Origin of the sequence: Streptomyces zagrosensis (assembly GCF_014203645.1) — a bacterium.
Lineage (GTDB): Bacteria > Actinomycetota > Actinomycetes > Streptomycetales > Streptomycetaceae > Streptomyces > Streptomyces zagrosensis.
Genome location: NZ_JACHJL010000020.1, coordinates 104,091 through 115,790 on the forward strand (window position 1 = coordinate 104,091; position 11,700 = coordinate 115,790).

The 11,700-nt window shown below is 68.7% G+C and carries 8 protein-coding genes and 2 pseudogenes; 7 read left to right on the plus strand and 3 right to left on the minus strand.

All coding sequences use genetic code 11. The features are described from left to right. Window positions 1-128 precede the first annotated feature (128 nt). Complete coding sequence (locus FHS42_RS29315) at window positions 129-575, plus strand: hypothetical protein (RefSeq protein ID WP_184577486.1); 447 nt, start codon at window positions 129-131, stop codon at window positions 573-575. Here FHS42_RS29315 and FHS42_RS29320 read toward each other — a convergent pair. Further along, the gene (locus FHS42_RS29320) at window positions 500-2,860 is read right to left on the minus strand and encodes an excinuclease ABC subunit UvrA (RefSeq protein WP_184577489.1); all 2,361 of its coding nucleotides are present in this window, start codon (window positions 2,858-2,860) and stop codon (window positions 500-502) included. The two genes, FHS42_RS29315 and FHS42_RS29320, sit on opposite strands and share 76 nt — an antisense overlap. A gap of 189 nt (window positions 2,861-3,049) precedes the next feature. Beyond that, window positions 3,050-3,357 (minus strand): annotated as a pseudogene (locus tag FHS42_RS39265) (hypothetical protein). 548 nt (window positions 3,358-3,905) lie between these two features. On the opposite strand from FHS42_RS39265, the gene FHS42_RS29330 reads away from it, so the two are divergent. After that, the gene (locus tag FHS42_RS29330; protein ID WP_376772735.1) at window positions 3,906-4,403 is read left to right on the plus strand and encodes a nuclear transport factor 2 family protein; all 498 of its coding nucleotides are present in this window, start codon (window positions 3,906-3,908) and stop codon (window positions 4,401-4,403) included. Between the two features lie 188 nt (window positions 4,404-4,591). Here the strand turns inward: FHS42_RS29330 and FHS42_RS29335 are convergent. After that, a pseudogene (locus tag FHS42_RS29335) lies at window positions 4,592-4,699 on the minus strand (IS982 family transposase); the annotation flags it as partial. A 405-nt stretch (window positions 4,700-5,104) separates the two neighbouring features. Between FHS42_RS29335 and FHS42_RS29340 the strand changes: the two are divergent. From FHS42_RS29340 to FHS42_RS29360, 5 genes are all read left to right on the plus strand, one after another. Further along, window positions 5,105-6,502, plus strand: coding sequence for a M20/M25/M40 family metallo-hydrolase (locus FHS42_RS29340; RefSeq protein ID WP_184577492.1), 1,398 nt, complete (start codon window positions 5,105-5,107; stop codon window positions 6,500-6,502). A 656-nt stretch (window positions 6,503-7,158) separates the two neighbouring features. Continuing rightward, entirely contained in the window at window positions 7,159-7,632 is a 474-nt protein-coding gene (locus tag FHS42_RS29345) for a hypothetical protein (protein ID WP_184577495.1), read from the plus strand. A gap of 236 nt (window positions 7,633-7,868) precedes the next feature. Next, entirely contained in the window at window positions 7,869-8,438 is a 570-nt protein-coding gene (locus FHS42_RS29350; protein WP_184577498.1) for a DinB family protein, read from the plus strand. Window positions 8,439-9,216: 778 nt separating this feature from the next. Next, window positions 9,217-10,845, plus strand: a complete 1,629-nt coding sequence (locus FHS42_RS29355) for a flavin monoamine oxidase family protein (RefSeq protein WP_184577532.1) — start codon at window positions 9,217-9,219, stop codon at window positions 10,843-10,845. Between the two features lie 11 nt (window positions 10,846-10,856). Next, window positions 10,857-11,639, plus strand: coding sequence for a carbon-nitrogen hydrolase family protein (locus tag FHS42_RS29360; RefSeq protein ID WP_184577501.1), 783 nt, complete (start codon window positions 10,857-10,859; stop codon window positions 11,637-11,639). Window positions 11,640-11,700 lie beyond the last annotated feature (61 nt).

Consider the following 11,700-nt stretch of genomic DNA (forward strand, 5'->3'; position numbering starts at 1 on the left):
GGCGAAAAGTGAGCCCTCAGTCGCGAATCCGTGGATAACTTCGGGGCCCAAAGATCCCGGGGCCGTACCTCATGGTGGCGCGATCGGTACAACTGAAGGTGCAGGCCGATCTACGGAAAGAGGGACCGATGATGGACCACCAACACCCGGGCGAGCGAGGCGAGTTGAGTCAGAACAGCACCGGCGCGCTGGAGATCTGGGATCGCGAGATCGCCTGTCCTGGCGGGCCGCTGCCGGGGGCGGTGCTCCAGGTGCTGGAGCACGGGGACGGCTGGGTCGGGCACGTCCAGCTCGTGGGCGGGCGGCCGACGAGCGACATCGACAAGGCCTCGGCCGCCATCGAGGACGCCTTCGACCTCCCGGTCAGCTCGGTCGTCGCGACACCGGCGGCAGCGGCCCCGAATGCTCCAACGGGTTGGGAGGAGTCGGGTGAGAACGCGGCGGCCCGGCGCACCGTCGGTGCGCCGGGCCGCCGCGCGTACACGCCTGCCGGGTCCTGTCAGTCGCCGCGGTCCTCCGGAACTGGCTGCTTGGCACCGGCCGTCTTCGCGCCGGGCAGTGACGCCCGCAGGTAGCGGGCGGTCGTGGTCCGGGAGCCGTCCACCATGTCGGTGGGCGTGCCGGCGAACACGACCTGCCCGCCGTGCTCACCCGCGCCGGGGCCGATGTCGACGATCCAGTCGGCGTGCTTGGCGACGTCCAGGTCGTGTTCGATGGCGATGACGGTGTTGCCCGAGTCCACCAGCCGGTCCAGCAGGGCCAGCAGGTTGCCGACGTCCGCCATGTGCAGTCCGGTGGTCGGCTCGTCGAAGACGTACACGCTGCCCTGCTCGTGGAGCCGGTCGGCGAGCTTGACGCGCTGCCGCTCACCGCCGGACAGCATCGACAGCGAACGGCCCAGCGTCAGATAGCCCAGTCCCACCTCGGCCAGCGGGTCCAGGCGGCGCACGATCGCCGGATCGTCGAAGAAGCCGCGGGCCTCGGTCACGGTCAGGTCCAGTACCTCGGCGATGTTGCGTCCCTTGAGCCGGTGCTCCAGCACCTCCTGTCGGAACCGGGTGCCGCCGCACAACTCGCAGACGGTGGTGACCGGGTCCATGAAGGCCAGGTCGGTGGTGATGGTGCCGCGCCCCTTGCACTCCGGGCAGGCCCCCTTGGAGTTGAAGCTGAACATGCTCGCGTCCAACCCGTACTCCTTCGCGAACAGCTTGCGGACCGTGTCCCAGATACCGGTGTACGTGGCCGGGGTGGACCGGGGGTTCATGCCGACCGCCGACTGGTCCAGCACGATCGCCTGCGGGTGCTGGGCGGTGAAGACACGGCTGACCAGGGTCGACTTTCCCGATCCGGCGACGCCGGTGACCACGGTCAGCACCCCGGTGGGGAAGTCGATGTCGAAGCCGCTCAGGTTGTGCAGGTCGGCGCCGCGCACCGGCAGCTTTCCGGTGGAGGTGCGCGGTTTCTTCTTGCGCGGGGGCTGGGTCCGGAAGTGCCGGCCGGTGAGCGTCTTGCTGTCGGCCAACTCTTCCACGGTGCCGGTGAACACGATCTCGCCGCCCTCGGCGCCCGCGCCGGGACCCACGTCGACGACGTGGTCCGCGATGGCGATGACATCGCGGTTATGCTCGACGATGAGAACGGTGTTGCCTTTGTCCCGCAGGTCCAGCAGCAGCCGGTTGAGCCGGTCCACGTCGTGGGCGTGCAGCCCCACACTCGGCTCGTCGAAGATGTACGTCATACCGGTCAGCGCCGACCCGAGGTGGCGCACCGCCTTCAGCCGCTGACCCTCGCCGCCGGACAGGGTCCGGGTGGGCCGGTTCAAGGTGAGGTATCCCAGGCCGACGGACGCGATGCGGCGCAGCGAGGCGAGCGCGGCGGGCACCACGGGGCCAGGCCACCGGTGCTCCGCCTCCTCCAGGGTGGCGACCAGGTCACCGATCTCCATCGCGCAGTAGTCGGCGATGTTGCGGCCGTCGATTCGCGACTCCAATGCCGCCTGCGAGAGCCGGGCGCCCCGGCACTCCGGGCAGGTTCGCTCGGTGACGACCTGTTCGGTGGACTTGCGCTCCTTGTCCTTGAGCGCCTCCAGACCCGGCTTCACGAACCGCCGGGTGACGCGCGGCACGATGCCCTCGTAGTCGTTGATGGCCACGTTGTCGAAGTGGTCGGGGCGGATCGTCTGGAAGCCCTCCCCGTACAGCAGGAGGTCCATCTCCTTCTTCGTGTACTGCGACAGCGGCTTGTCCGGGTCGAACACCAGCTCCCTGCTCTGCTCCCGGGCCCGGCCCTTCTCGTACCGGCTGATCTGCGCGTACCGCTTCCAGTAGTTGGTGCCCACCGCGAAGTTGGCGTGCCGGATCGCGCCGTCGTTCAGGGACTTGTCCAGGTCCAGCAGCTTGGCGACGTCGAGCTGGAGGGTGGCGCCGAGACCGTCGCAGTGCGGGCACATGCCCTGCGGGTCGTTGAAGGAGTAGAAGTTGGACGGCCCGGCACTGGGCTCCCCGTACCGAGAGAACAGCACCCGTAGGACCGGGTTGACTTCGGTCATCGTGCCGACGGTCGAGCGTGAGCCGCCGCCCACCGGCTTCTGGTCCACCACGATCGCCGGGGCCAGGTTCTCGATCAGGTCGAACTCGGGGCGCTCGTAACGGGGCAGCCGGTTGCGGATGAACGCGGGGAAGACCTCGTTGAGCTGCCGCTGCGACTCCACCGCGATGGTGCCGAAGACGATGGACGACTTGCCGGAACCGGAAACTCCAGTGACCACGGTCAGAAGCCCCAGCGGAATGCGAAGGTCCACTCCCTTCAGATTGTTGGCACGGGCCCCCGTCACCACGATGTGCTGCCTGTCCTTGCGCATGGGCGTCCTCGTCTCCCTCACTCGCCGATCTCGTGCTGCTCTCGTGCTGCGTCAACCACTCACACTGGGCCTGCCCCACCCGCCCCGGCGGCATCGGTGGCCAGATCCCCCATCGAGATCTGGCCGCCCCGGGTGACCAGGCCCACCAGAAACTCCTCCGAGGAGGGCCGGGCCCGGTGTGCGCGGCGATCAGGGTGTGTCGCCGGAGTAGTGGAAGCGGCACACCACTCCCGGGCCGCCCGGCGGGCGCGGTGCGCCGGGGGCGGGTCGTACAGCGCCCGGCCGCCGGGCCACCGCCCCAGCTCGGTCGTCAGGGCGACGCGGTCCTCGATCTCCTCCGGCCGCCAGCCGCTGATGTCGAGCAGTGGCCCGTCCAGTGGCCCGCCGACGAGCACGGCGTACGTCCGGTGCGGGAGCGGGCCCGGGTTGGGGTGGTCGTAGCCGTAGCCGTAGTCGTACACCCGGCCGCGCAGCAGCTGCTCGTCACCGTCGTTCATCCCACCAGCCTCCCAGCCACCACCGACAGCGCGCTCTTGTCCCGTGCCCGCCTCCAGGCTCACCCGCGCATCCTGGTTGCCGCGGCGTGTGGGGCAGGTGCGGAAGCGGGGCCGCCATCGGCTGGCTTTCTGCGCGGGGGCCGCTTCCTTCGCCTGCTGACGGAGTCGCTCCTACTCCTGGCGCTCACGTTCGTCGGTTTTTGCCTGCTGCTCTGCTGCGACGGCCCGGCTTTGGCAGTCCTCGCACAGGTGCTTGCGCCCACTCGGGGCCGTGGATGTGTTCGACCGCTCTCCACCGCTCGTGCACCGTGGTCGGAGCACATGATCAAACGAAGGCCGCCCCCATGTCCGGCGAACCCCTTGGTGAGCGACCCAGTTCGAGACACCGTTCGAGAACCGGAAGAAGAACAAGCTCAGTGCCTGTCTGACATCCCGGCCCGTTGGGATAGGAGGCCCGAGTGGGCCGTCAGCCAGCTGAGTCACGTTCGCGGATGGGTGCGGCCTCAAAAGCTGTAGCGGTGCCCCTGACACGTTGATACGACATGGGGATGGTCACTGAAGCACTGGATCCCACAGAACGTCTGATTGCTGAGCGAGCTTGCGAGCGCCTCATCGTCGAGTTTGTCCACAAGCTCGACCTCGGTGAGCCGGGTGATGTGGCCGATCTGTTCATCGACTCCGGGATCTGGGAGTGGGCGGAAGGCGACCGCCGGCTCCAAGGCCGTGACGCCCTTCGGTCGTACTTTGCCGGCCGACCAGCGGACCGGCTCTCACGCCGGATATGCACGAATGTCCTGGTCACCCTCACATCCGAGGCAACAGCCACCGCGACCACCTACTTCACGACCTATCGTGTCGCGGCTATACCAGTGGTCTCATCCCCCCGCGGGCCCCGACGCAGGTCGGCCACTACGAGGACACGTTCCTCAAGGCCGAAGGCTGCTGGCTGCTGGCTGCTGGCTGCTGGCTGCTGGCTGCTCAAGCCTCGTTCCCTGTATCTGGCCTTCGCTGGACCGACCGAGCGCCTCGAAACAGCCAAGGAGTGAGTGCCGCGCTGGATGTCCGAAGTCGGCAGTTAGCCGCAGGACATGGGGAAGATGTCAGGTCTTCCTGGTCCACTTGGACTGAGGCCCTTGGCGAGTGAGCCTGCGAGTCATGAGGGTGATGAGTACCCGAGTTCTGATCGGCAGACCCTGGAGCGTGCCAGAGCAGGTGCAGTCGAAGCCCCTCAAGAGAAGCGGCTGTGGCTGGCGCAGTAGCCGTACTCGGCCCACTTGGCCAGGTCGCAGCGCTTGACGGTCTCCCGTGAGCGTCCGCATTCCACAGCAGTGGAGTCCACGAGGCCGGAGCCCGTAAACCTCACGGACCCGGCCTGACGCACCACATACATGCCTCACGTTCCTAGACCCACATCACACTCGTGACCTGATAAAGCACCGAACGACGCTGGCCGCTGAGCCCACCGCAGCACCAGGGCGTCCCGGGCGGCCGGGACGTCGTGGGGCCCCGGGCGCGGGGCGGGGGCGGTGGTCGCCGGTCGGCCCCGGATTCAGCTCCGGGTGTCGCGTCGTTGGCGGCGAGCAGCTCGGCGAGCGATACGGCACGCGGCGCGGCGCGGCCCGGCGTTCGGTGGCGCCCGGCAGCTGCGTCCAGGGTTCCAACGGCGCACGCGTGGATCTTGGCACTCGGGTATCTGAGGGCCGCACGCGTCTTGCGGGTCGGTTGTTGCGTGCATGACGATACCTGCATGGTGAATCCAACGGGCACTTCCCGGCGCGCCCTGCTCGCTGCCTCCGCAGCCACGGCTGCCGTGGCTGTCACCTCCACCGGCGCTGAGGCTGCGGGCGAACGGGTCCAACTCGCCCCGCAGCCGCCCCCGCCGGAGCTGCGGGCCCTGCTCCGGGAGATCGACCACCGCCGCATCGAGGCGACCGTGCGGCGCCTGGTCGCCTTCGGTACCCGGCACACCCTGTCTGCTCAGGACGACCCCGAGCGCGGCATCGGCGCGGCCCGCGACTGGATCATGGCGCGGATGCGCGAGTACGCACGGGCGTCCGGCGGCCGGATGACGGTTGAGCTCCAGTCGTACGTGCAGCAGCCGGCCCCCCGTATTCCGGCCCCGACGCGGATCTCCAATATCGTCGCCACCGTGCGCGGCACGACGTCACCCGACCGCGTCTACGTCGTCTGTGGGCACTACGATTCCCGCGCCAGTGACGTCATGGACCACACCAGCGACGCCCCAGGAGCTGACGACGACGCCTCCGGGGTAGCCGTCGTGATGGAGCTGGCCCGCGTCATGGCCACCCGGCGCACCGGCGCCACGCTGGTCTTCGCCGCCGTGGCGGGCGAGGAGCAGGGCCTGTACGGCGCGGCCCACCTCGCCCAGAGCTACCGGGAACGGCGGGCCGACGTGCAGGGGATGTTCACCAATGACATCATCGGCAGCTCAACCGCCGACGACGGCAGCCGCGACCCGCACACCATCAGGCTGTTCGCCGAAGGTGTGCCCACCTCCGAGACCCCCCAGGAGGCCGAGGCACGACGCTCCGTCGGCGGCGAGAACGACTCGCCCTCGCGCCAGCTCGCCCGATTCGTCCAGGACGTCGCGGGGCCCGGGGTGAGCGGCATGAAGGTCCGCGTCATCTACCGCCGTGACCGCTATCTGCGCGGTGGCGACCACATCCCGTTCCTCGAGCGCGCCTACCCCGCGGCCCGGTTCACCGAGCCCGCCGAGGACTACGCCCACCAGCACCAGGACGTGCGCGTCGTCGACGGCAAGCAGTACGGGGACCTGCCCGAGTTCTGCGACTTCCCGTTCGTCGCGCGCGTAGCCCGCGTCAACGCCGCGACCCTGTGGAGCCTGGCCCAGGCCCCCGGCACACCGCGCGGCGCGAAGATCCTCACCGCAGCCCTGACCAACGAGACGGAACTGGTGTGGGAGCGGGGCCCTGAGCCGGACCTGGCGGGCTACGAGGTGGTCTGGCGCGAGACCACCGCAGAGGAGTGGACCCACACGACACCAGTGGGCGACACCACCCGCCACACCGTCGACCTGTCCAAGGACAACGTGTTCTTCGGCGTCCGCGCGGTAAACCGCGCAGGCCTGCGCAGCCCGGTGGCCTTCCCGGCCCCACAGCGCTGACCAACCCACGCGCTCCCCGCACACCATCAACCCAAGAACGGCGTCCCCACCAAGACGGTGACGTGGCACACCCCACGGGCACGCCCCACGGGCACGCCCCACGGGCACGCCCCACGGCGCGACGACCGCGCGCCGTTCGGCATGATGATGACCCCGCCCCCGGCCCGCCTTGGCCCGAGCCGCCCGGCCCGCGCAGCACGGGGCTGCCGTCACAGGCCCTACCGGCTGTCGGTGCACGCCGCCGTGGTGTGCCTGGCGGCCGTCATCATCGACCTCGTCATGGCGGGCTGGTGTTCCTCTACGACACATACGTGTCCGCTGCCTCTCTCTCGGACGTCAGGCAGCGTAGAACTCATGGGCGTGGCTGCCGCGTTACTCCACCCACGCGGATCGTCTGAGATGCCCTCGGGGTCGGCGGCGCCGGCGCCCTCAAGAAACACGACCGAGTTGGCTTCGTTGATGTCTAGTAACAGCACGTGGGTTCCGGCTCTGGCCCGCATCGTGTGGAGCGGTTGCTCTCCGTCACAGTGCTGCCACGGACAGGCGCTCCGTCGGTGACATCACCAGTTCCGGACGGTCCACGTGGTGGGCCGTGGTCGCGAGCCACAGGAGCTGTCGGCCTGGCATGTCGGAAGCGGCCAGTAGCCTCAGGCGCCATGGGCATTCAGATTGATGTAGTGGCGGGTTATCCGATCAACGATGAGATGGAGAGGGTGCTCGGCTTGGCCGAGGCGGTCGGCGAGCCCGTCTCTGTCACGTTCATGTGGGAGGGGCATGAAGAGTCGGAACGCGCGGTGCTGGTGCCCGCGGCCACGCTGGCGCTCTGGGAGCATTGGGCGCCCACCGCCTACCCGACGGGTGGAGCTGGGGGCGAGAACCCGGCTGTGGCGCAGGAGCCGGAACTGGCCCATCCAAAGGAATTCGGCGCGTTCACGCTCTTTCGTCGTCGCGTAGGAGGGCGTACGGCGGTTGCTCGCAAAGGCGTGGTGGTCGCCGAGCTACTAGACCCCGACGAGGCTCACTGGCTCCAGGACAAGGCCCGCAATGTCCGCCAAGGCTTCATGGACCCGAAGCAGAGGGCAGCGTTCGAGGAGTTCCTTGCCCGGCAGGCATCCCTACATGAACAGTGACGCGCCGACTCACGCTTCGTGGCTTTGCCATGGATCTACGGCTCTTGCCCGTTTCCTATGAAGTGGTGACACCCGGTCACGCCAACAGGTTTCGTTTGCGCAGGAGTTCGAAGCCTGCGCGATCCAACACCTAGCGCTTGAGTATCTTGATGCGGTTCCGCCTCGCCCGTCACTGGCCCTGGAACGTCAACCGGCACAGCCCAGTCGCACAGCATGGACCGCAAGGAGAGTGCCGCATGGATCACCGGGACGTTGACGCCGCCGTGGCACAGATGCTGCACGTGCTCAGTCCTCATACCGCCGAGGACTGGACGGTGCCGGCGGGACCGCTTGAATGGACCTGCTGGCAAACCGCAGCGCACATCGGCCACGACCTGCTGGCCTACGCAGGGCAGCTGGCAGCACAGCCCGCCGACGTCTACCTTCCCTTTGACCTGCACGTACGCCCCACCGCCTCACCGGCTGAGGTACTCCAGGCCATCACCGCCTGCGGCAGGCTGCTCAGCAGCGCGTTGGCCACGGCCAGCCCGGCCCTGCGTGCCTGGCACTGGGGGCCGTGCGACCCCGAGGGGTTCGCCGCGATGGGCGTCGCCGAAACTCTGCTGCACACCCACGACATCACGCAGGGACTGTCCGTGGACTGGCTACCACCAGCACCGCTGAGCGCAGCCGTACTCAACCGGCTCTTCCCCGCCGCCCCACCCGCGGACCCCACCCAGGTACTTCTTTGGTGCACCGGCCGCGGGGAACTCGACGGCTTCCCTCGCCAAACCTCATGGAGATGGGAAGCAGCACGATCGGACTGACCGAGCCTCCCCGGCGGACCCTCCCGGTCACAGCACTAGCGCAGGGATACGCGGTTCGTACCGACTCCTCGTCACGAGGGTCCTGGCGGCCGGGGTACTGCACTGCACGGCGTACACGTCCGCCAGCGGGGCAAGCTCACGGGCGAGCGGAAGGTCGCCGACCCTCCGGAGTGGGGCAGAGATACCACCCGCACGGAAGCGCCAGGTGCCGGGAAGAACTGCCGTAACCGAGATCTTCGCTCATCACGCACCCCCCGGCCGGGACTCGGGACACCGTACGGGGTGCAAAACGGTGGGCGCCGAGCGTCGCGCGCCCCGCTCGTTCGCCGTCGCCGATACACCCGACAGCGCCGATCCTGCCGTACCGGACCGGGAACGAAAACGCGGGAAATGGCTAGAGAACCGCGCTCCGCACGGTAGCGCCGTCAATCGGACTTGCGTGCCCGGACGCGCCCGGTACAGCGCGACCGCGTCCGCCTTGAACCCGGCGGAGCAGTGCTTCATCCCCACAGGGACTCCAATCTCCCGGACCATCAAGATCCAAATCTTTCTGGTACCCAATAACCCGGGGTCAGGGCCGCGCGCCGCCGGGCACCCCTTTTGTCCGCAACTACCTCTATTTCGAAGACTAATCCGTGGTTGCCCAGGCCCTTGCGGCTCGGGTAGCTTCGCGTCCGCAGGCTAATGATCTTTTCGTCTCTTCCGAGGTGAACCGGCGGCCGTGACGCCCCCAGCAAGTGATCAGCGCCGTGCCGGTGCCCCCTCGCCGGCACTGACCATGCTCGGACCGGACTTTCCGTTCTCCTACGACCGCTGGCTGCGGCATCCCGCCGGGCTGGGGGTCCTGCCCGCCGTCCAGCACGGGCGCGAGGTCGCCGTGGTCGGTGCGGGGATCGCGGGGATCACCGCAGCGTACGAGCTGATGCGGCTGGGTCTGCGTCCCGTGGTGTACGAGGCCGATGCGATCGGTGGGCGGATGCGCTCGGAGCCGTTTCCGGGGTACGCGGACCACCACGCGGAGATGGGCGCCATGCGCTTTCCCCGGTCGGCGAGGTCGCTCGCCCACTACATCGGTCTGGTGGGACTGCGGACACGGCCGTTTCCCAACCCGCTGGCCGCGGCCACCTCGTCCACCGTCGTCGATCTCGGCGGGGTTAGCCACCGGGCGCGTACCGTGAAGGATTTGCCGCCGGTGTTCCAGGAGGTGGAGGACGCCTGGAACAAGACACTGCTGGAGCTGGCCGAGCTGTCGGTGATGGACGACGCGCTGCGCCACCGCGAGGTGGATACCGTGAAGGCGGTGTGGAACCGGCTGGTTCCCGCGCTGGACGACCAGTCGTTCTACGGCTTCTTGGCGACGTCGCCGTTCTTCACCTCGTTCCGGCACCGGGAGATCTTCGGACAGGTCGGGTTCGGCACCGGCGGATGGGACACCGATTTCCCCAACTCGGTGCTCGATGTCCTGCGTCTCATATACACCGGTGCGAACGACGACCAGGAACAGATCGTCGGCGGTTGCCAGCAGCTTCCGGAGCGGCTTTGGGACCACCGGCCCACCGATTCGGCGCACTGGCCCCGGGGCACATCGCTCGCCGCGCTCCACGAGGGCGGTCTCCGGCCCGCCGTGACCGGCTTGGCCCGCATTCCGGAGGGCTTTCTCGTCGAGGACGCGGAGGGCGGGGCACGCCCGTACCCGGCGGTGGTCTTCACTGCTCCGCACCGAGTGCTGGTCACCAAGGTCGCCGGCGCGCGACGGCTGTTCTCCGCGGCGCACTGGACGGCGCTGGAGCGTACGCACTACATGTGCGCGTCCAAGCTCTGGGTGCTCGTCGACCGGCCCTTTTGGTACGAGCGGAGTCCGGAGACGGGCCACCCGCTGATGGGGATGACGCTCACCGACCGGGCGCCGCGCAGTGTCTATCTGCTCGACGACGGGCCGGACCGGCCCGCCGCGATGTGCCTGTCCTACACGTGGAACGATGACTCGCTGAAGTTTTCCGCGCTAGACCCCGGGGAGCGGCTGGAAACCGCGCTGAGGACGCTCGCGGACATCTATCCGGACGTGGACATACGCTCACACATCATCAGCGGCCCCATCTCGGTGAGCTGGGAGAACGAACCTCACTTCATGGGCGCGTTCAAGGCGAACCTGCCCGGCCACTACCGTTACCAGCGTCGGCTGTTCAGCCACTTCATGCAGGACGACGACACCCCACCCGGGGGGCGCGGTCTCTTCCTCGCCGGGGACGATGTGTCGTGGACCGGTGGTTTCGCCGAGGGAGCGGTGACCACCGCGCTCAACGCCGTGTGGGGCGCCGTCAGGCACCTCGGCGGCACCACGTGTCCTGAAAACCCCGGCCCGGGAGATCTGTTCGACCGGCTCGCGCCGGTCAACCTGCCCGAGTGAGGTAACACGCGATGAAGATCGCCTGCTGGCAAGCCGCGAGCCCAACAACCGACGACTGCCCGGACTCGATGCTGGCGCGGCTGTCCGACCAAGCGCGCCGCGCCGGCGAGCAGGGGGCCGAACTGCTGGTGACACCGGAGCTGTTCGCGACCGGTTACCCGCTGAGCGGCCGGCATGAGGACATCGAGGAGATCGGCCGTTCCTTCGCTGGCCGGGTCGAGGAGATCGCCGCGCGAACGGGAGTCTCCATCGTGTATGGCTGGCCGGAGACGTCCGGGGCGGCGCTCCACAACTCGGCCGATCTGGTGACTCCGACCGGCGGTACACAGGCCTCGTACCGTAAAACACACCTCTTCCGCAATGAGCAGGCGGGCTTCGCGCCGGGTGAGGTCCCGGTCGTACAGGCGCAGGTCGGCGGCATCACCGTCGGCCTCGCGATCTGCTACGACGTGGAGTTCCCCGAGGTGGTCCGGCAGCACTCCCTCGCGGGCACCGAACTGCTCGCCGTACCCACAGCCTTGATGCGCCCTTGGACGTTCGTGGCGGAGACCCTGGTGCCCGCCCGCGCCTTCGAGAGTCAGCTGTTCATCGCCTACGCGAACTGGGCGGGCGCCCACCGGGGCCTGCGGTACGCCGGTCTGTCCCGGGTGGCCGACCCGTGCGGCCGGGTACGGACGGCCGGTTCCGACGACGAGGAACTCCTCGTCGCCGAGATCCGGCCCGCAACGCTCACCCGGGCCCGCGCCACCACCCGCTATCTGCACGACCGGCGGCCCGAGTTGTACGCGAGGTAGGCCCGGCCACAGGACACCCTTCGTCATCCGGGCGGCGGCCGATGTGAAGGGCCGGCGCCCG

Coding starts and splice junctions, on each gene's coding strand:
- FHS42_RS29330 (WP_376772735.1), top strand. CDS start 3,906: ATGGTCACTGAAGCACTGGATCCCACAGAACGTCTGATTGCTGAGCGA.
- FHS42_RS29350 (WP_184577498.1), top strand. CDS start 7,869: ATGGATCACCGGGACGTTGACGCCGCCGTGGCACAGATGCTGCACGTG.
- FHS42_RS29320 (WP_184577489.1), bottom strand. CDS start 2,860: ATGCGCAAGGACAGGCAGCACATCGTGGTGACGGGGGCCCGTGCCAAC.
- FHS42_RS29360 (WP_184577501.1), top strand. CDS start 10,857: ATGAAGATCGCCTGCTGGCAAGCCGCGAGCCCAACAACCGACGACTGC.
- FHS42_RS29355 (WP_184577532.1), top strand. CDS start 9,217: ATGCTCGGACCGGACTTTCCGTTCTCCTACGACCGCTGGCTGCGGCAT.
- FHS42_RS29345 (WP_184577495.1), top strand. CDS start 7,159: ATGGGCATTCAGATTGATGTAGTGGCGGGTTATCCGATCAACGATGAG.
- FHS42_RS29315 (WP_184577486.1), top strand. CDS start 129: ATGATGGACCACCAACACCCGGGCGAGCGAGGCGAGTTGAGTCAGAAC.
- FHS42_RS29340 (WP_184577492.1), top strand. CDS start 5,105: ATGGTGAATCCAACGGGCACTTCCCGGCGCGCCCTGCTCGCTGCCTCC.